A 20,087-nucleotide genomic window follows, 5' to 3' on the forward strand; every position below is an offset into this window, starting at 1 on the left:
GACGGCGCTCGCACAGCAACGCGGGGAGTCGCTGTGGCTGTCGCGGTGCCGATCCAGGCCCCGCCGGACAGCCACGTCTTCGCCGCGTCCAACTACACACCCATCACCCGCCCGGCGCACAATCTCCCCATGAGCGATCCCCGCAGCGCCCAAGCCGATGCCCTGATGGGCGAACTGCAACGCCAGGGCGCCGGGCGGCTGACCATCTTCCTCGGCGCCGCGCCCGGCGTCGGCAAGACCTATGCCATGCTCGGCCGCGCGCGCGAACTGCAGCGGCGCGGCAGCGACGTCGCGGTCGGCGTGGTCGAGACCCATGGCCGCGCCGAAACCGCCGCCCTGCTCGACGGCCTGGACCTACTGCCGCGCAAGCGCATCGACTACCAGGGCCGCCCCCTGGAGGAACTCGATCTCGACGCCCTGCTCGCACGCCGCCCGCAGGTCGCCCTGATCGACGAGCTCGCTCATCGCAACGCGCCCGGCAGCCGCCACGAGCGGCGCTGGCAGGACGTGCTGGAGTTGCTCGACGCCGGCATCGACGTCTACACCACGGTCAACATCCAGCATCTGGAAAGCCTCAACGACGTCGTCCACCGGATCACCGGCGTGCGCGTCAGCGAGACCGTGCCCGATGCGCTGTTCGATCGCCTGCGCGACATCGTCCTGGTCGACCTGCCGCCGCGAGAGCTGATCGAGCGCCTGCAACAGGGCAAGGTCTACGTGCCCGAACAGGCCGCGCACGCGTTGCAGGCGTTCTTCTCCCCGTCCAACCTCACCGCGCTGCGCGAGCTGGCGATGCAGACCGCCGCCGACCGGGTCGACAGCGACCTGCGCGAGGCGCAGACCGCGCGCGGCCTGCCCGGCGTGCCGCTGCGGCGCGCGGTGATGGTGGCGATCGACGGTCTCGGCCAGTCCGAGTACCTGGTGCGGGTGGCGCGGCGCCTGGCCGAGCGGCGCGATGCGCCCTGGCTGGTAGTCACGGTGGAGACCGGCGGCGCGCCCGACGCACCGCGGCAGAGCGAGCTCGACCGCGCCTTCGCCCTGGCCCGGCGGCTCGGCGGCGAGGCCGTGGTCCTGCACGGCAACAGCATCGTCGACGCGCTGCTCGATCATGCCGAACGCGCCGGCGCATCGACGATCGTTTTGGGCCGCACCCGCGAGCGGCCGCTGGCGCGGATGATCAACCGCACCTTGACCCAACAACTGATCCAACGCGGCGCCCATTACGAGCTGACCATCGTCAGCACGCCCGAAGCGCGCGCCCGCGCGCGCCGTTCGCTGCGCGACAGCGGCAGCCGTCTGCGCGGCCTGCTCAGCCGCAGCGACGCCGCGCTGGCGGTGGTCGCGGTCGCCATCGCGACCCTGCTCGCCGGCTTCGCCGAGCGCTGGATCGGCCTGGACGACCTGTCCCTGGTGTTCATCGTCGCGGTGGTGATGGTGGCCGCGCGCACCCGCATGACCGCGGCGGTGCTCGCCTCGGCGCTGTGCTTCCTCGCCTACAACTTCTTTTTCATCGAACCGCGCTACACCCTGCTGATCGGGGCCAGCCAGGGCGTGACCACGGTGACCTTGTTCCTGGTCGCCGCCCTGGTCGCCGGGCGGCTGGCGTCCAAGCTGCGAATGCAGGTGCTGGCGCTGCGCGCGGCGAATGCGCACGCCACCGAACTGCAGACGCTGGGCCGCGAGCTGGCCACAGCCGCGGACGCGGGCCAGGTGGTACGCGCCGGCAAGCGCGCGCTCAAACGCTCGCTCGGCGCCGAGGTGTTCGTTTACGTCGGCGCGGCGCCGCTGGCCGGATCGAACCTGCCCGAACTCAGCGACAAGGACCGCGCCGCCGCCGACTGGGCGCTCAAGCACCGCCAGCCCGCCGGCCGTTACACCGATACCCTGGCCGGCTCGGACTGGTGGCTGTTGCCGCTGAGCGGCGACGCCGGCGACAAGCCCGCCGCGGGCCTGGTCGGGCTGCGCTTCGCACCCTCGCTGACGCGGCTCGGCCCAGAACAGCGCCGGCTCGCCGAAGCCATGACCGACGACATCGCCCAGGCGGTGTTGCGCACGCGCCTGGTCGCCGACCTGGAGGACTCGCGCGTCAGCGGCGAGACCGAACGCCTGCGCTCGGCCCTGCTGTCCTCGGTCTCGCACGACCTGCGCTCGCCGCTGGCCTCGATCATCGGCGCCGCCAGCAGTCTGGACCACTACGCCGAAGCGATGCCGCGCGAGGATCGCCACGCCCTGCTCGACACCATCCGCATCGAAGGCGAGCGGCTGGACCGCTATATCCAGAACCTGCTCGACATGACCCGGCTCGGCCATGGCGGCCTGGCGCTCAATCGCGACTGGATCGGCGTCGACGAACTGATCGGCTCGGCGGTCTCGCGACTGCAGCGCTACCAGCCGGGCGCGCGCTTCGACATCCGCATCGAACCCGGCCTCGCACCGATCTGGGTGCATCCGGCGTTGATCGAACAGGCCTTGTTCAACGTATTGGAGAACGCGGTGAAGTTCTCTCCGGACGATGCTCCGGTGACGGTGGACGCGCGCTGCGTCGACGGCGAGCCCGATGGTCCGGAACGCGTGCTGCGGATCGATGTCGCCGACCGCGGCCCGGGCATACCCGAGGACGAGCGGGCACGGATTTTCGACATGTTCTACAGCGTCGAGCGCGGCGACCGCGGCCGCCAGGGCACCGGTCTGGGGCTGGCGATCTGCCAGGGCATGATCGGCGCCCACGGCGGCAGCGTGGTGGCCTTGCCCGGCCAGCCCGACGCCCCGGGTCGCCGCGGCACCACGATCCGCATTACCCTGCCGCCCATCGAACCCGAACCCAAGGCCGACGCCGCCCCCGCGCCATGACCGAGGACCACGCCGCCCCCGCCTCCGCCGCACCCGCGCGCGTGCTGGTGATCGACGACGAACCGCAGATCCGCAAGTTCCTCGACATCGCCCTGCGCGCGCAAGGCTATGCGGTGGAGTCGGCGGACAGCGGCAATGCCGGCCTGGAACGCCTGGCCACGCGCGGCGCCGACCTGGTGATCCTCGACCTGGGCTTGCCCGACCGCGACGGCCATGACGTGCTGCGCGAACTGCGCCAATGGTCGGGCGTGCCGGTGATCCTGCTGACCGTGCGCTCCAGCGAGGCCGAAAAAGTCGCCGCGCTCGATGGCGGCGCCAACGACTACGTGACCAAGCCGTTCGGCGTGCAGGAGCTGATGGCGCGCGTGCGCGCCCTGCTGCGCGCACACGGCCCGCAAGGCGAGACCTTGCCGGTGTTCGACGACGGCCGCCTGCGCATCGACCTGGCCCGGCGCGAAGTGCAACTGCACGGCGAACCGCTGGCGCTGGCGCGCAAGGAATACGCCCTGCTGGCGCTACTGTTCCAGCATGCCGGGCGCGTGGTCACCCAGCCGCAGCTGCTGCGCGAGCTGTGGGGGCCGACGCACCAGGAAGACACCCACTACCTGCGCATCCTGGTCGGCAAGCTGCGACACAAACTCGGCGACGACGCCGCCGCGCCGCGCTACATCGCCACCGAACCCGGCGTCGGCCTGCGCTTCATCGACAAGCGTTGAGCCCTGCCGACGCGGCGGCGTCGCCCTTGTAGGAGCCGCGCAAGCCGCGACAGCCGCAGCGACGATCGGAAGCGATGCGGCCGAAACCCGGGAGCCGGATGGCGTCCCGATGCCGGCGCCGCTTGGCCGGATATCGGACAGAACGGCTGCGCTGCGCGTCGTCGCGGCTTACGCCGCTCCTACAGGAGATTCGGATGCGCTGGCTGCGCGTGGCCGCAGGGCGGCGTGCGCTGCATGCGTTTGCCGATTCTGGCGCAAGCGTCTTCGCTGCGCGCATAAGCGCGAATGGCGTGCGCTGTGCGCATGCCCAGGCCTGCGTGCGACGCGCGGGCAAAGAAAAACCCGGCAATCTTGCGATTGCCGGGTTCGAAAAAAGTGGCGCGCCCGGAAGGATTCGAACCTCCGACCCCCAAGTTCGTAGCCTGGTGCTCTATCCAGCTGAGCTACGGGCGCCCAAGGCGAAGAATTATGCCGTGTAATTCACGCGACGGGAAGTCTCTGCGCGGCATGGCGGGCATGTCGCGCATCGACGTCATGCGTATCGCCGATGCCCCGCACCTCAGGCACAGACAAGCCCCGCACCTCAGGCGCAGACAAGCCCCGCATCGGCGCAGCATCGCGCCGCCGCACGAAGTGCAGCCCATGAGGACGGTACGAGCCTGGCGCTATCGTGGCGGCGCGCACGCGTTCGGTTCGAAGTCTGGGCAAACGGCATGGTGGACGCGGCGCCTTGCGGTTGCGCGGGCTTCGGGCGCATCGCTTTCGAATTCCGCACGAGCCGACGCCAAAAAGTTCGTTCGGTTATCGGGGCTGCGGACAGAACGTTTTTTGCGCGCGCCTCTGCGGTGGGTCGCAGCTTGCGCCGCTCCTACCCTGTTCTTCGTGCGGCGATGAGGTGCGGCGGCGCTCGGCGATCGCGGTTGGGGCTGGTTGCGCGCAGGCCGACGCCGAGAAATCATCCGGCTATCGGGGCTGCGGACAGAACGCTTGCGGGCGCTGCTACGGTGGGTCGGGGCTTGCGCCGCTCCTGCCAGGGCGGCTGGCCGCGTCGGGCACGATCAGCGAGGCAAATCCAGTCCGTCCGATGGGTCGTCGGTACGAAACGGCCTCGGGGCCGGCCAGTACCGCCCCGATTGGAAAGCAGGCGGATTGCAGCAATCCGAGCCGGCCGGGTACGCCGAAACGATGCGGCTTGTGTGCCGGGATGCGGCTCGTCTGCCGGAAGGAAAGCGGACAAAGAAAAAGCCGGCGATCTTGCGATTGCCGGCTTCTTGATAATGGCGCGCCCGGAAGGATTCGAACCTCCGACCCCCAAGTTCGTAGCCTGGTGCTCTATCCAGCTGAGCTACGGGCGCTTAGTTGAAAAATTATGACGAACGAACCGCTTTCCGTCAATACCTTTCGAACCGTTTGCCGACCCGACCGTGTCGCACGGGATGGATCGGCAAAATAAAGCCGCCGGAGGCGGCTTCGGTACAACTGGCGGAGAGTGAGGGATTCGAACCCTCGATAGAGCTTTTGACCCTATACTCCCTTAGCAGGGGAGCCCCTTCAGCCTCTCGGGCAACTCTCCGCATCGATGAAGCAATGCGGGCGGGAAGCATAACGGCTCACCCAGTCCGCGGCAATGTCTCGCGACGATTTTTTTTTAACCGCCGCTGTTTTTGCCCGAATCGTCCGACGCGTCCTCGCCGCGCTGAATGCGCTGATAGATTTCCTCGCGATGGACCGCGACATCTTTGGGTGCGGTAATACCGATGCGCACCTGGTTACCCTTGACGCCGAGCACGGTGACCGTCACCGAGTCGCCGATCATCAAGGTTTCGCCGACGCGACGCGTCAGGATCAGCATTGAAAACCTCCTCGAGCCGGCACCGCGGTGCCGGCGTTGGCATTCTTTTCCACTAGGACGAATGCTTCAATTTGTACACAAACGTGAACCATATTAGCGACCGGCCAAACATGGTCGCAAGCGATAGGGATCACTGTTCGCCGTTCAGACAAGCCTACTCTCAACCCAATGCGCGACGCCCGCAAGAGCCGTCGACAAAGCCGGGCCGTCGTCGCCGCCGCCCTGCGCCATGTCGGGGCGTCCGCCGCCTTTACCGTTGATCTGACTGGCCACGTGCGAGAGGAGTTCCCCCGCCTTGACCTTGCCAGACGCGCTTCCGTTCACACCGGCGACCAAAGCCGCCTTACCGTCGCTGGCTCCCGCCAGCACGATCACCGCGTCGCCAAGCTGCTGCTTGAGGCGATCGACCGCCTCGCGCAACGCCTTGGCGTCGAAACCTTCCAACCGGGTCGCCACGACCCGGACTCCGCCGATCTCGGTCGCCGAAGCGGCCAGGTCCGCGGCGGCGCCGGAGGCGGCCTTGGCCTTGATCGCTTCGAGTTCGCGCTCGAGCTTCTTCTGCCGGTCGAGCAGCGCGCGCAGCTTGTCGGCCACGTCGGCGGCGTTGCCGCCGAGCAGGCGCGCAGCCTGCTCCAGGCGACGCTCTTCCTCGGCGACGTAGTCCAGCGCGCCCTGCCCGGTCACCGCCTCGATCCGGCGCACGCCGGCCTGGACGCCGCCTTCGGAAACGATCTTGAACAAACCGATATCGCCGGTGCGCGACACGTGAGTGCCGCCGCACAGTTCGGTCGACGCCTCGCCCATGCGCAGCACGCGCACGTTGTCGCCGTACTTCTCGCCGAACAGCGCCATCGCGCCGAAATCCAGGGCTTCCTGCATGCCCATGTGATGCACTTCGGCTGCGTAGTTGCGGCGCACGTCGGCGTTGACCTGGCGCTCGAGCTCGGCGAGCTCGGCATCGCTCAACGGGTTGAAGTGCGAGAAGTCGAAGCGCAGGCGATCCGGAGCGACCAACGAGCCCTTCTGGGTCACGTGTTCGCCGAGCAGGCGACGCAGGGCCGCATGCAGCAGGTGGGTCGCCGAATGGTTGAGCACGGTCGCGGCGCGGCGCGCCGGGTCGACCGCGCCGAGCACGCGGTCGCCGACCTTGAGGCTGCCGGCGGTCAGGCGACCGACGTGGCCGTGGAACTGGCCGGCGAACTTCTGGGTGTCTTCGACCGCGAAACGGGTGCCGGCTTCGTCGAGCTCGCCGGTGTCGCCGACCTGGCCGCCGCTTTCGGCGTAGAACGGGGTGCGGTCGAGAATCACCGCGCCCTCGTCGCCGATGCGCAGCTCGTCGACGGCCACGCCGTCGCGGATCAACGCCACGACCTGCAGGCCGCCTTCGGTGAGACGGTCGTAACCCAGGAACTCGGTCGGCGCCAGGCGCGCGGCGACTTCGGCCGGCATCGCGGTCTTGTTGCCGAACTTGCCGGATTGGCGCGCGATCTCGCGCTGCTTCTCCATTTCGACTTCGAAGCCGGCCATGTCGACGCTCAAGCCGCGCTCGCGCGCGATGTCGCCGGTCAGGTCGGCCGGGAAGCCGTAGGTGTCGTAGAGCTTGAACGCGTCGGCGCCGGCGATGACGCCCTGCGAGCGCGCGGCGATTTCGTCGAAGATGCGCATGCCCGAGTCGAGCGTCGCGGCGAAGCGCTCTTCTTCGGCGGCCAGCGCCGCGGCGACGAAGTCGGCCTTGGCGGTCAGCTCGGGATAGGCGTCGCCCATCACCTCGACCAGGGCCGGAACCAGCTTGTGGAAGAAGGTGCCCTTCTGGCCCAGCATCCAGCCATGGCGCAGAGCGCGGCGGATGATCCGGCGCAGCACATAGCCGCGGCCGTCGTTGGACGGCAGCACGCCGTCGACGATCAGGAAGGAGCAGGCGCGGATGTGATCGGCGATCACCCGCAGCGACTTGTTCTCCAGATCGGCGGTGCCGGTGGCCTGGGCCGCGGACGCGATCAAATGGCGGAACAGGTCGATTTCGTAGTTGCCGTGCACACCCTGCAGCACCGCCGCCAGACGCTCCAGGCCCATGCCGGTGTCGACGCAGGGCGCCGGCAGCGGTACCAGGCTGCCGTCGGGCTGGCGGTCGAACTGCATGAACACCAGGTTCCAGATCTCGATGTAGCGGTCGCCGTCCTCGTCCGGCGAGCCCGGAGGGCCGCCGGCGATGTGCGCGCCGTGGTCGTAGAAGATCTCGGTGCAGGGGCCGCAGGGACCGGTATCGGCCATCTGCCAGAAATTGTCGGAGGCGAACGGCGCGCCCTTGTTGTCGCCGATCCGGACGATGCGCTCGGCCGGGATGCCGATCTTCTTGTTCCAGATCTCGTAGGCTTCGTCGTCGGTCTGGTAGACCGTGACCAGCAGGCGCTCGGCCGGCAGCTTCCACACGCCGGTCAGCAGCTCCCAGGCCCAGACGATGGCGTCTTCCTTGAAGTAGTCGCCGAACGACCAGTTGCCGAGCATCTCGAAGAAGGTGTGGTGGCGCGCGGTGTAGCCGACCTGATCGAGATCGTTGTGCTTGCCGCCGGCACGCAGGCAGCGCTGCACGTCGGCCGCGCGCACGTAGCCCGGCTTCTCGCTGCCGAGGAACACGTTCTTGAACTGGACCATGCCCGAGTTGGTGAACAGCAAGGTCGGATCGTTGGCCGGCACGAGCGGCGCCGACGGCACGATGGTGTGGCCCTTGCCCCGAAAGAACTCGAGGAAATCGCTGCGGATTTCAGTGGTGGTCTTCATGCCTGGGATAATCGCCTGGTCGGGAGCGCGGCGCTCGACCGAACCCATGCCACCGTCTATGGGGGCATCGACTGGAACAGGCAACCCGGGGACCCGAAAGCCGGTAAGCCTAGCAGGCCGAGGGCCCTAATGCGCAAGGGTTCGACACAAAAGTCTCCGGACGTTCAGTCCGGGTCCCGGGAACGATTCGCATTCCGCGCGGTTTCGCCGTCGAAGCCCCGCCGCAGCAGCAGATCGGCGGCCTTGCGGCGCAGCTTGGGGTCGGCCGCATGGTCCTCGCCGAAGCGGCGCCGGACCAGGTCGCGGGCGTTCTCGGCCCAGTCGCCCTCGTAGCCGGCCAGGGCGGCGGCGACGGCGTCGGCGGGCAGGCCGTGCATGGCCAGCTCGGCCCGAATATGCAGCGGCCCGTAGCCGTTGCCGGCGCGGCTGCGGACCAGGCTTTCGGCGAAGCGCTCGTCGTTCTGCCAGCCGGCTTCGGCGAGGCGGTCGACCGCCTCTTCGACCTCGCCCGCGTCCAGGCCGCGCGAGGTCAGTTTGCGGGTCAGCTCGCGCCGCGAATGCTCGCGCCGGGTCAGCAGGCCCAGAGCGCGCTGGGTCGGGCTTTGCTCGCGGCTGCCGCGGCGCCGGCCACGTGCCGTCGCGGCATCCTCGGGATCGAACAGGCCGGTGGGCGGCGCCGCAGCGGGATCTTCGAACTCCGGGGCGGGCGCCGAATCCGGAGCGGGCTCCGCATCGGAACCGGATCGAAGCCAGGCGGCCTGGCTCTCGTCGGGATCGAGGCCGGGGACGCCCGCGCAGCCCACACCCCGACGCCCGGCGCCACCGCCAAGCCGCGAGCGGACATGCGACAGCTCCTCGTCGCCCTGCCCGTCCGCATCGGCACGACGCGACGACGGCACCGAGCGCGGTTCCATGCTCCCCCGGCGGGTCGCCGTTTCCGGATCCAGCCCTCCGGGGGCATCGACGCGTTCGCCTGGGGCGTCGCGTTCGTCAGAGACGCGGGGCGTCGTCGGTCGCGCGCCGGCACGCTCGCTGGCGACGCGAGCGGCGCGACCGGCCTCGATCGCTCGAATCCGCGCACGCAGCGCTTCGCGCTGCCTGGCCGCAGCCGAGCCGGCCGGCAGGTCGCCCTGCCCGGCCGCCCGATCGTCGTTGCGGCCACGGCCGCCGGAAGAGTTCCGATCCGCCGTCATCGCTGCGAACGCTCAGCCCGCTCAGCCCTCGTCTTCATCGCCGCGCGGCGCTTCGCCGGGGACGTACTTCTCGCGCAGCGCCGTTTCCAGGCGCGCGGCCATCTCGGGGTTTTCCTTGAGGTACTGGCGGGCGTTCTCCTTGCCCTGGCCGATGCGCTCGCCGTCGCAGCTGTACCAGGCGCCGGACTTCTCGACCAGCTTGGCCTCCACGCCCATGTCGATCAGCTCGCCTTCGCGTGAGATGCCCTCGCCGTAGAGGATCTCGGTGACGATCTGCTTGAACGGCGGTGCCAGCTTGTTCTTGACCACCTTGATCTTGGTCTGGTTGCCGATGATCTCGTCGCCCTTCTTGATCGAGCCGATGCGGCGGATGTCCAGGCGCACCGAGGCATAGAACTTCAGCGCATTGCCGCCGGTGGTGGTTTCCGGGCTCTGGCCCGGCATCATCACGCCGATCTTCATGCGCAGCTGATTGATGAAGATCACCAGCACATTGGAGCGCTTGATGTTGCCGGTCAGCTTGCGCAGCGCCTGGCTCATCAGGCGGGCCTGCAGGCCCGGCAGCTGGTCGCCCATTTCGCCTTCGATTTCGGCCTTCGGGGTCAGCGCGGCGACCGAGTCGACCACGACCATGTCGACCGCGGCCGAGCGCACCAGCATGTCGGCGATTTCCAGCGCCTGTTCGCCGGTATCGGGCTGCGAAACCAGCAAGTCGTCGATGTTGACGCCGAGCTTGCCGGCGTAGATCGGGTCGAGCGCGTGCTCGGCGTCGATGAAGGCGGCGGTGCCGCCGTTCTTCTGGCACTCGGCGATGGCCTGCAGGGTCAAGGTGGTCTTGCCCGAAGACTCCGGCCCGTAGATCTCGACCACGCGGCCCTTGGGCAGGCCGCCGATGCCGAGCGCGATGTCGAGCATCAGCGAACCGGTGCCGACGACCTCGGCGGCCTCGACCGCGCGGTCGCCCATGCGCATCACCGAGCCCTTGCCGAACTGCTTCTCGATCTGGCCCAGGGCGGCCGCAAGCGCGCGCTTCTTGTTCTCGTCCATCGTGGTGTCCTTGCTAAGTCTTGTCGTGGTGGGGGTACGTTAGAGGGCTCGTATCGCAGAGACTGAGATCGTGGCGCCTGGATTCAAGTTATCTGCACCGGCCGATGCCGGCTGCCGGGAAACCGCCGCATCCCGGGTCGGATTTGTCCGCGCCGCGGCCCAGGAAACCGCGCCCAGTGCGCGCTGCGCGGCATCGGCGGCGTGCACCGCGACGCAGTCGCGTGGCGTACCGTAACCGTCGCAGGCGGGATCGACGCAGCCCATGGCTCAGCGGTTCGGCCGCACCAGGCCGCAATACAGCCCTTCGATCGCGAAGTCCTGGTCGGGCTGGACTTCGATCGGCGCGTAGTCGGGATTGCGCGGCAACAGACGGATGCGGTCCTTGCCGATCTTGAGCAGCTTGACCGTGATTTCGTCGTCGATGCGGGCGACCACGATCTGGCCGGAGCGCGCGTCGCGGGTGCGGTGCACGCCGATCAGGTCGCCGTCGAAAATGCCCTCGTCGCGCATCGAGTCGCCCTTGACCTTGAGCAGGTAGTCCGGCGACGGGAAGAACATGTTGCGATCGAGCAGGACGTAATCGTCGGGCTCGACCCCGGCGCCGGCACCGATCGGCGCGCCCGCCGCGACCCGCCCCAGCACCGGCAGGCGCAACGCCTCTTCGTTGGCCGGAACCAGGCTGAGCTCGCGCTGGGTCTGCGGCGGCGGCTGCAGCACGCGGATAGCACGCGCCCGTCCGGGCACGCGCTCGATCGCGCCCGCGGCCTCGAGCGCGTCGAGGTGGTACTGCGCGGCGCGCACGCCTTTGAAACCGAAGGCCTTGGCGATTTCGGTCTGCGAGGGCGGCAGGCCCTCGGCATCGATGCGCTCGGCGATCAGGGCCAGGATGGCTTGCTGGGTGTCGGTCAGGCTCATGGTTAGTAGTAATACTACTAACTCGCGCCCCGGGCAAGACCGCTCGTCCGCGAATTAATTGACTGAGTCAATTACATGCCGCAGGCTGCCCTCATCCTCCCGCGAGTCTGCGTCATGACGTCCGAAATCGCCCCGTCCCAGGTCGACGCCGTCCGCGCCTTCAACCGCTTCTACACTCGCCGGATCGACGTACTGCGCGAGGACTTGCTCGACAGCCCCTACACCCTGACTCAGGCACGGGTGTTGTTCGAACTGGCCCAGCGCGAGCCGGTGGCGGCACACGAGATCGGCCAGACCCTGGGCCTGGATCCGGGCTATCTGAGCCGGATCGTGCAGGCCTTCGTCGAGGCCGGGCTGGTCGAGAAACAACGCTCCGAACAAGACGCGCGCAGCTTCGCGCTGCGCCTCACCGCCTCCGGCCGCGCCGCGTTCGCATCGCTGGACCGCGACTCGCATCAAGCCACCGCGGCGATGCTGACGGCGCTGTCGCCGCTGGATCGCGAGCGCCTGCTGCGCGCGATCGCCGACGCCGAGCGCGCGCTGACCCCGCACGCGTTGCCGGCGCCGCAGCGGCTGCGCGTGCGCGAGCACGCGATCGGCGACCTCGGCTGGGCGATCGAGCGCCACGCCCGGCTGTACGCCGACGAGTACGGCTGGAACCATGAGTTCGAGGCGCTGGTGGCGACGCTGTTCGCGCAGTTCGCGACCCGGCGCGATCCGGCGCGCGAGCGCTGCTGGATCGCCGAGATCGACGGCGAGCGGGTCGGTTGCGTGTTCGTGGTCGCCCATGCCGGCGATCCCCAGGTCGCGCAATTGCGCTGCCTGCTGGTGGACCCGCGCGCACGCGGGCTTGGCGTGGGCCGGCGCCTGGTGGACACCTGCATCGGCTTCGCCGGCGAGGCCGGCTATGCGCGCATGCGGCTGTGGACCAACGATGTCCTGGTCGCGGCGCGGCGCCTCTACGAAGGCAGCGGTTTCGTCCTGGTCGAGGAGAACCGGCACCGCAGCTTCGGCCACGACCTGGTCGGGCAGATCTGGGAACGCGCGCTGCCCTGAGACCACGCCTGCCCTGCCCGGCTCAGACGGTCAGCGTTTGCAGCCCGTGCAGGGCCGCGGCCACGGTCTGGCGCCGCACCGCTTCGCGATCGCCGTCGAAATGGAAGGCTTCGGCATGCGGGTAACCGCCGCGGCGCTTCCAGGCGATCCAGACCGTGCCGACCGGTTTGTCTTCGGTGCCGCCGCCCGGGCCGGCGATGCCGGTGACCGCGACCGCGACGGTGGCGCCGGTGTTGGCCAGGGCGCCGGAAACCATCTCGATCACGGTCTCGCGGCTGACCGCGCCGAACTGTTCCAGGGTCTGCGGGCGCACGCTCAGCAAGGCCTGCTTGGCTTCGTAGCTGTAGGCGACGATGCCGCATTCGAACCAGGCCGAGGAGCCGGCGATATCGGTGAGGGTCTTGGCGATCCAGCCGCCGGTGCAGCTTTCGGCGGTGACCAGCATATGGTGGTTGAGGCGGGCGGCTTCGCCGATGCCGGCGGCGAGCGTCTGCAGGGCGGGGTCGGAGGTCTCGGGCGTCATGGCCGCCACTATAGCCGGCGCCGCGCGACGGGCTTTGCCGGGCGGGGCGGTTGCAGGCGAAGGCCGGGGCGGCGAGCGCGTGCAGGGCCGAGCGGGGACGTCCTTCCCCTGCCCTGCTGGCGGCGCGAGATCGAAGCTCCGCGGTCGCGGCTTGCGCCGCTCCTACCCCCACAACAACAACAGCGCCGGCGGGCGCTGTTGTTGTTGCTATGGATAGCTTGGCGCCGCTTCGATCTCGCGAGAACCACTGAAGCCCCGGAGGGCGGCCCGCAGGGAGGCGGGCCGTGCACAGCCAGGCCAGGGAGGGCCTGTGCGGAGCAGCCCCGCGTCAGCGGCGTCCCATAGCGGCTTTTGATTCGAAACGGCCATGGCGTTTTCTTTGGTTGCTTTTGACCGAAGGAAATCCAGTCGGACGTTGTCGCCTTGGACAAAGAAAGTGACCCGGCCGCTTGCGGGCGGAAGCTTTTCTTTGAGGCTTCGAGGCTTTACAGGCCTTCGAACGACAGACGCCGCGAGGCCGAAAGGACGCGGTCGCGGCTTACGCCGCTCCTACAGGGGCCCCAGGACAAAGCGGGGCGAGAGTGATGGATGGCGGTCGCGGCTTGCGCCGCCTTCACGGGGGGCGGACGCGACCGCTAGAGGCGGTCGCGCCGCGGGGCGGTCAATACATGACCCGCAAGGTGACGCCATAAGTGCGCGGGGCGCCGAGGAAGGCGTTCCAGGAACCGGTCTGCAACGGCGCGTCGAAGCCGACCTGCTTGTATTCCTCGTCGGTCAGGTTGATCGCCCAGGCCTCGACCATCCAACGCCGGTCCTTGGCGCCGATGCCGAGCCGGGCGTTGACCACGGTATAGGCGTCCTGGCCCTTTTCCGGATCGAGGTCGGAACCGGTGTTGTAGTCGGAAGAGTACTTGGCGCCGATGTGGGCCCGGCCGACCAGGCTGGCGCCGAAGTCCCACTGGTACGTCGCCGAAGCCGACGCCGACCACAGCGGCGCGAAGCTGGCGCGCGCGCCGGGCAGCTTGGCCAGGTCGGCGTCGGGCAGCGGATCGTCGCCGTAGCGAGTGTCGGCGTACATCAGGCCGCCCTGCAGCATCAGGCCCTTGAGGCCGGTCTGCCACAGGATCTCGGTGTCGATGCCCTTGGACACTACTTCCGGAATCGAGCGCACCACGAAACTGGTGCCGAGGAAGCTGTTGAGCTGGAAGTCGCTGTAGGTCTGGTGGAACAAGGTCGCGTTGAGCAGCAGGTTGCCGTCGGCCCAGGTGGTCTTGGCGCCGAGCTCGTAGCTGTCGACGAACTCGCCCGGGAACGAGGTGTCGGCGACCGGACGGATGCCGGCCGTGCCGCTGGACAGGCCGTTGGAGGACTGCACCCGGTCCAGGTTGAAACCGCCGGCCTTGTAGCCGCGCGCCGCGGACGCGTAGCCCATGACGTGCTCGTTCCAGCGATAGGCGGCCTTGAGCGTGCCCGACCATTCCTTCTCGTCGCGTTCCTGATTGGTCACCCGGCCGTTGTGCAAGGTGTTGGCCCAGGGCAGGCACATGAAGCCGATCACCTGCGGCACCAGCGCATTGACCGCCGCCAGCGGCACGCCGCGCGCGGCCAGGGCCTGGCCGACCCGGGCCGGATTGGCCATCGCCGCGCCGCAGCCCAGGCCGCCGTTGGGGTTGCTGTAGACCGAGTCCAGCTCCTTGTTCTCCTTGGTGTAACGCAGGCCCAGGGTGATATCGAGCGCGTCGGTCGCGTGCCAGGTGTTGTTGGTGAACAGCGCCACGCTCTTGCTGTTCTGGTCGTAGCGGTCGAGCGCGCCGAGTCCGCCGAAGCTGCTGCCGAACGGCCGCCCGCTGGCTTGCGACAGGAAAGTCGCGGCGTTGGCGGTGTTGACCACTCCGGCCGGGAAGCGCGCGGCGATCTGGCCCAGCACCGCGGTCGACAGATAGGGCTCGTAGTGCGCGCCCAGGCTGTAGGAATCGTGGCGCTTGAGGTCTTCGTCGGAATAGAACAGGCCGACCATCCAGTCGAGCTTGTCGGTGGCGCCGGTCAGGCGGAACTCCTGGCTGAACTGCTTGAAGCCGGTGAAGGACTCGTCCGAGTCCGGGTTGCGATAGATCATGTCGACGGCGGTGAAATCGAAGTCCAGGCCGTTGATCGCCTGCCAGTCGCGCGAGGCGGTGATCGAGGTCAGGGTCGCGCCGCCGAACCAGGGCGTGATCCAGTCGATCTGGGCCGACACGCCCTTGTCCTTGATGTCCTGGCTGGTGGAGCGGTTGCTCCAGGCCACGCGCGCGAACGGGTCGGCCACCGGCGCCACGCCGACGCCGCCGACCAGGGCGTTGATGATCGCCGCGGTCGGGCCGCGCACCGTGGTCAGGCCGACGCAGCAGTTCTCCTCGCGGCTGGTGTAGTCGGCGATGAAGTTGATGTCGAGGTTTTCGGTCGGCTCCAGCAACAGCTGGGCGCGCAGGGTGTGGAAATTCTGGTCGCCGTCCTCGCGCTCGCGGCGCGGGCCGCGGCCGACCTCGACATCGCTGAAGCCGTCGCGCTTGCGCTTGGCGCCGTAGATGCGGAAGGCGGCGTTCTCGCCGATCGGCGTGTTGAACGAAGCCGCGGCGCCGAGGGCGCCGTAGTTGCCGACGGTCAGCTCGCCTTCCACGGTGGTGTCGTAGCTGGGGCGGCGGGTGATGACGTTGATCACGCCGGCCGAAGTGTTCTTGCCGAACACCGTGCCCTGCGGGCCCTTGAGCACCTCGATCCGCTCGATCTCGCCCAGGTCGCCGAAGCCGACGCCGTTGCGCGGGCGGTACACGCCGTCGACCACCACCCCGACCGAGGACTCCAGGCCAGCGTTGTCGCCGACCGTGCCGATGCCGCGGATGCGCGCGACCGTCTGCACCTCGCTCTGGGTGCTGGTCACGGTCAGGCCCGGCACCAGCATCTGCGCGTCCTTGATGTCGCGCACGCCGCTGTCCTGGATCAGCTGCTCGGGCAAGGCGGTGATCGCGATCGGCACGTCCTGCATCGCCTCCTCGCGCTTCTGCGCAGTGACGGTCAGCCCGGCCAGGGTCTTGGCTTCGGTGTCTTCCGCGGCCGTCGGCGCCTGTTGCGCCTGCACGTTCGCGGCGAGCGCGGCCATGCTCAAAGCGATGGCCAAGGACAGGGACCTGCGGGCCGGCGGGCGAGCGATCATTGAGTTTTCCCCTTGATGGCGAACGACGAGTCGAGTTCGGCGACGCGGTCCGCGGCCGCGACGCGCGGCGTCGTGGCATCCGGAGCGGCTCGCATCACCAGATCGTTACGTAATTCGGAAGCGATGTCGGCCGCAGTGCGAAAGCGTGCGTGCGGCCGTGCCGCCGAAACTACCACGACGATCACGATCAGCGTGCCGCGGCGCAGCACCGGCGTCGCGCGGAACGCGGTCCGCAGGGAAAGGCGGACGCATTCGCACGAACGTTCGGATCGAATTCCACCAGGAGCGGCACCAAGGTGTGCTGCGATGCCTGCGCTTCAAGCGCCGTCACGCCCCGTCGCGGACGGTGTGGATTCCGGCGACCGCAGCGCTTTCGGTTACGGCCCGCGTTGCGCGGCGCGGCGGGACGACCGAAAAGACGCAAGCGCCGCTTTCCGCCGCGGCCTTCCAACCCCCAACCCCCAATCCCCAATCCCCAATCCCCAATCCCCAATCCCCAATCCCCAATCCCCAATCCCCAATCCCCAATCCCCAATCCCCAATCCCCAATCCCCAATCCCCAATCCCCAATCCCCAATCCCCAACCCCCAACCCCCAATCCCCAATCTCCAATCCCCAATCTCCAATCTCCAATCCCGAATCTCCAATCCCGGCCCATCAAGCCCGCACCAGCGTCGACTTGCCGAACAGGCTCTCGACCAGATCGATCGCGACCAGGGCGGTGTGATTGTCGCGATCCAGGATCGGGTTGAGTTCGACGATGTCCAGCGAGCCCATGCAGCCGCTTTCGGCGATCATCTCCATCGCCAGTTGCGCCTCGCGGTAGTTCGGTCCGCCGGCGACCACGGTGCCGACACCGGGCGCGATGCTGGGGTCGAGGAAGTCGACATCGAAGCTGACGTGCAGATGAGTGTCGGCGTCCACGCCGTCCAACGCTTCCTCCATCACCCGCTTGATGCCGATGTCGCCGATCCGGCGCATGTCGTACACCGGCAGGCCGAGCTGCTTGATCAGCTGCCTCTCGCCCGGATCGACCGAGCGCGTACCGATCTGGCGCATCTCGCCGACCTGCATCGCCGGCGCTTCGCCGCCGAGCCGGGTCAGGCACGGCGGCCCCATGCCGATCAGGCAGGCCACCGGCATGCCGTGCAGGTTGCCGGTCGGGGTGATCTCGTGGGTGTTGAAGTCGGCGTGCGCGTCCAGCCACAACACGCGCAGCTTCTTGCGCCGTTCGCGGCAATGGCGCGCGACCGCGGTGATCGAGCCCAGGCCCAGGCAATGGTCGCCGCCGAGCAGGATCGGCATGCGCTCTTCGCGCAGTTCCGCGGCGACCGCGTCCATCACATTGCGGTTCCAGGCCACCACTTCGTCGAGATGGCGATAGCCGCCGACCGGCGCCGACCAGGGGTTGGGCGGACCGTCGAGGTTGCCGCGGTCGGCGACGTCGAGGCCGAGCCCGCGCAGGGCTTCGGTCAGGCCGGCGATGCGCAGGGCTTCCGGCCCCAGGCGGGCGCCGCGCGCGCCGGCGCCGACGTCGGTGGGCGCGCCGATCAGACTGACCGGCGTGGCAGTGCGAGTCATGGTGCGAATCCTCAGGCAGGGGCGCAACGCCGCGCCGCCGGCAAGGCAACGATGGCGATGGCGGGGGATGGAAACGGCCGGCGCGGAGCGCGCGGCCGGGTCACTTCTCCACGAAGGCGCGCTCGATCACGAAGTCGCCCGGCTCGCGGGTGCGCGGCGAAGGCTTGAAGCCGCGTCCTTCCAGCAAGGTCGAAGTGTCTTCGAGCATCTGCGGGCTGCCGCACAGCATCACCCGGTCTTCCAACGGATTCAGCGGCGGCAGGCCGAGGGTCTGCGCCATCAGGCCGTCGGCGATCGCATCGGTGATCCGGCCGCGGTTGCGGAACGGCTCGCGGGTGACGCTCGGGTAGTACTTGAGCTGGCGGCGCACGGCCTCGCCCAGGAACTCGTGCGCGGGCAACTCGCGTTCGAGGAAGTCGGCATAAGCCAGATCGCTGACATGGCGCACGCCGTGCGCCAGGACCACGGTCTCGAAGCGCTCGTAGGTGGCCGGGTCGCGGACGATGCTCAGGAACGGCGCCAGGCCGGTACCGGTGCCGAGCAGGTACAGGCGCTTGCCCGGATTGAGATCGTTGAGCACCAGCGTACCGGTGGGCCGGCGGCTGACCAGGATCGAGTCGCCGTTGGCGATGTGCTGCAGGCGCGAGGTCAGCGGGCCGTCGGGCACCTTGATGCTGAAGAACTCCAGATGCTCTTCGTAGTGCGCGCTGGCGATCGAGTAAGCGCGCATCAGCGGCCGGCCCTCGACCTCCAGGCCGACCATGACGAAGTGGCCGCTGTCGAAGCGGAAGCCGGGGTCGCGGGTGGTGCGGAAGCTGAAAAGGCTGTCGTTCCAGTGCTTGACCTCGATGACGCGTTCTGTCGCCAACTGCATCGTCCTGACTCCTTGTTATGGAAAATCCCGGCCGCATCCGCGCGGGACGATATTCGTCACGCGTCTGACGTGCGGGCGTCATTATTGGGTGCCAGCGCGCGCGGCTCGCATCGTCGCCGGCGGCGATTCGGCCCACCAATACCAGCACATAATATTTCCCACTTGGGAATCAATGTTCCAAAGAATGATCGGCGTCACTCGCGCAGCGGGACTGCGCCTTTGACGGCGACTCGCGCTTGCGTCGATTATTAGCCGCCCGAGTAATCCGGCCGATTAAATCGGCGTTCGCTTCGAATCCCCTTCTGCCCACCAGCGACCATGCGCTGACCGCATGCGTCAGCTGACGCTCTTGGTCACCCCTGAGGCTCGCATGGACGTCCAGCAGTCAGGCATTGCCGCAAAAAAATCAGCCACTTGCGCCGTGCGCTCGACGGACGCATCGCACCCGCGCCGCGCGCCGCGGGATTCGCGGCGCATATTCGCGAATATTGCGGAAATATTCTCATGAGCGCGCCTCCCGACTCCGAGCGAATGGTGATTGGCGTCGCGCTAGAGAATTGTGACCAGAAACTCGAAGATTCGGTTTCACCGCATTTTCACGCCACGTCCGGAAAAACGACGGCGGTCGCGCCGGCGCAGCCTTGGCGCGACCGGCTGCGTTATATCGCCCATCCTTTGCTGATGCTGGCGGTAGCGGTTTATGTGAGCGCCGGATTAATCCTGGACTGGGACCCGGGTCCGGCCAGTTTCGCCTTCGTATTCGCCAGCATTTTCTACCTGGCGATACTCGAATTTATTATTCCGTACGAGCGCGCATGGCAGCCGAGCGGACGCGAGTGGGGCCTGTACGCGGTCTACTTCGTGCTCACCGTGGCGGCCGGCGCGCTGGCCCAATTGCCGGTCGCCGCGGCGGTGGCGGCGCTGTCGCCCCTGCATCCGACCCTGCCGTTGTGGGCCGAGATCCCGCTCGCGCTGCTGTTGAGTTCGCTGGCCAGCTACGCGATCCATCGCGCCGGCCACGACATTCCGCTGCTGTGGCGCCTGCACGGCGTGCACCACGTGCCGGACAAGGTCAACGTCGCCAACAACGGCGTCAATCACGTGTTCGACGTGGTGCTGTCGCAGTTCACGGTGCAGTTGCCGCTGGCCTTGGCCGGCTTCTCGGCGCCCTCGCTGTTCGCGGTCGGCATCTTCGTCATCGCCCAGGGCTACTTCGTCCACGCCAACATCGACGTGCGCCTGGGCTGGCTCAACCAAGTGCTCGCCAGCCCCGAGCTGCATCGCATGCATCACAGCTGCGACCGCAGCGAAGCCGGCCACTTCGGCTCGGATCTGTCGATCTGGGACCGGTTGTTCGGCAGCTACACCTGGCGGCCGGATCGGCGGCCGCGCGGGATCGGCCTGTTCGATCCCGGTTCGTTTCCGCGCACCGGCGCGGTGTTCTCGACCCTGATCCATCCGCTGCGGCCGCGCAAGAAGCGCGCGTCCTGAGCGAAGCGTTCCCCGATGGCG

General features: G+C 68.4%; 14 protein-coding genes and 3 tRNA genes. 4 read left to right on the forward strand and 13 right to left on the reverse strand.

Annotated elements, in window-relative coordinates:
• Positions 1-129 precede the first annotated feature (129 nt).
• Both V2J18_RS14055 and V2J18_RS14060 read left to right on the forward strand, forming a co-directional pair.
• Positions 130-2,850, forward strand: coding sequence for an ATP-binding protein (locus V2J18_RS14055; RefSeq protein ID WP_336132066.1), 2,721 nt, complete (start codon positions 130-132; stop codon positions 2,848-2,850).
• A complete protein-coding gene (locus V2J18_RS14060; RefSeq protein ID WP_064748081.1) occupies positions 2,847-3,566 on the forward strand; it encodes a response regulator in 720 nt (239 codons plus the stop codon). Before V2J18_RS14055 ends, V2J18_RS14060 begins: the two co-directional genes overlap by 4 nt.
• A gap of 376 nt (positions 3,567-3,942) precedes the next feature.
• Here V2J18_RS14060 and V2J18_RS14065 read toward each other — a convergent pair.
• The 8 genes from V2J18_RS14065 to lexA form a co-directional block, all read right to left on the reverse strand.
• Positions 3,943-4,019, reverse strand: a tRNA-Arg gene (locus tag V2J18_RS14065).
• Positions 4,020-4,844: 825 nt separating this feature from the next.
• A tRNA-Arg gene (locus V2J18_RS14070) sits at positions 4,845-4,921 on the reverse strand.
• 125 nt (positions 4,922-5,046) lie between these two features.
• A tRNA-Ser gene (locus V2J18_RS14075) sits at positions 5,047-5,139 on the reverse strand.
• Positions 5,140-5,214: 75 nt separating this feature from the next.
• Positions 5,215-5,418 (reverse strand): carbon storage regulator CsrA, encoded by a 204-nt coding sequence (gene csrA / locus V2J18_RS14080; protein ID WP_064748080.1) that lies wholly within the window; start codon positions 5,416-5,418, stop codon positions 5,215-5,217.
• Positions 5,419-5,562: 144 nt separating this feature from the next.
• Positions 5,563-8,196 (reverse strand): alanine--tRNA ligase, encoded by a 2,634-nt coding sequence (alaS, locus tag V2J18_RS14085; protein ID WP_064748079.1) that lies wholly within the window; start codon positions 8,194-8,196, stop codon positions 5,563-5,565.
• Between the two features lie 164 nt (positions 8,197-8,360).
• Positions 8,361-8,858, reverse strand: a complete 498-nt coding sequence (gene recX / locus V2J18_RS14090; protein WP_064748107.1) for a recombination regulator RecX — start codon at positions 8,856-8,858, stop codon at positions 8,361-8,363.
• 552 nt (positions 8,859-9,410) lie between these two features.
• Positions 9,411-10,436 carry a recombinase RecA gene (gene recA / locus V2J18_RS14095; RefSeq protein WP_064748078.1) on the reverse strand — a complete coding sequence of 342 codons (1,026 nt, stop codon included), beginning with the start codon at positions 10,434-10,436 and terminating at the stop codon, positions 9,411-9,413.
• Between the two features lie 267 nt (positions 10,437-10,703).
• Positions 10,704-11,351, reverse strand: coding sequence for a transcriptional repressor LexA (gene lexA / locus V2J18_RS14100; protein ID WP_064748077.1), 648 nt, complete (start codon positions 11,349-11,351; stop codon positions 10,704-10,706).
• 114 nt (positions 11,352-11,465) lie between these two features.
• Here lexA and V2J18_RS14105 point away from each other — a divergent pair, with 114 nt between their 5' ends.
• A complete protein-coding gene (locus tag V2J18_RS14105; RefSeq protein ID WP_336132067.1) occupies positions 11,466-12,407 on the forward strand; it encodes a bifunctional helix-turn-helix transcriptional regulator/GNAT family N-acetyltransferase in 942 nt (313 codons plus the stop codon).
• A 22-nt stretch (positions 12,408-12,429) separates the two neighbouring features.
• Here the strand turns inward: V2J18_RS14105 and V2J18_RS14110 are convergent, their stop codons facing one another.
• The 5 genes from V2J18_RS14110 to V2J18_RS14130 all read right to left on the reverse strand — a co-directional run bounded on the left by V2J18_RS14110 (position 12,430) and on the right by V2J18_RS14130 (position 18,575).
• Positions 12,430-12,930: a CinA family protein gene (locus V2J18_RS14110; RefSeq protein WP_336132068.1), complete on the reverse strand. Its 501-nt coding sequence runs from the start codon at positions 12,928-12,930 to the stop codon at positions 12,430-12,432.
• Between the two features lie 661 nt (positions 12,931-13,591).
• Positions 13,592-16,066, reverse strand: coding sequence for a TonB-dependent receptor (locus V2J18_RS14115; protein WP_336132069.1), 2,475 nt, complete (start codon positions 16,064-16,066; stop codon positions 13,592-13,594).
• A 50-nt stretch (positions 16,067-16,116) separates the two neighbouring features.
• A complete protein-coding gene (locus tag V2J18_RS14120) occupies positions 16,117-16,329 on the reverse strand; it encodes a hypothetical protein (protein ID WP_064749938.1) in 213 nt (70 codons plus the stop codon).
• Positions 16,330-16,777: 448 nt separating this feature from the next.
• Positions 16,778-17,701 carry an arginase gene (gene rocF / locus V2J18_RS14125; protein WP_064750170.1) on the reverse strand — a complete coding sequence of 308 codons (924 nt, stop codon included), beginning with the start codon at positions 17,699-17,701 and terminating at the stop codon, positions 16,778-16,780.
• Positions 17,702-17,801: 100 nt separating this feature from the next.
• Complete coding sequence (locus V2J18_RS14130) at positions 17,802-18,575, reverse strand: ferredoxin--NADP reductase (protein ID WP_064750169.1); 774 nt, start codon at positions 18,573-18,575, stop codon at positions 17,802-17,804.
• A 702-nt stretch (positions 18,576-19,277) separates the two neighbouring features.
• On the opposite strand from V2J18_RS14130, the gene V2J18_RS14135 reads away from it, so the two are divergent.
• The gene (locus tag V2J18_RS14135; RefSeq protein WP_222423813.1) at positions 19,278-20,066 is read left to right on the forward strand and encodes a sterol desaturase family protein; all 789 of its coding nucleotides are present in this window, start codon (positions 19,278-19,280) and stop codon (positions 20,064-20,066) included.
• Positions 20,067-20,087 lie beyond the last annotated feature (21 nt).

Origin of the sequence: Lysobacter firmicutimachus, from assembly GCF_037027445.1 — a bacterium.
Classification (GTDB): domain Bacteria; phylum Pseudomonadota; class Gammaproteobacteria; order Xanthomonadales; family Xanthomonadaceae; genus Lysobacter; species Lysobacter firmicutimachus.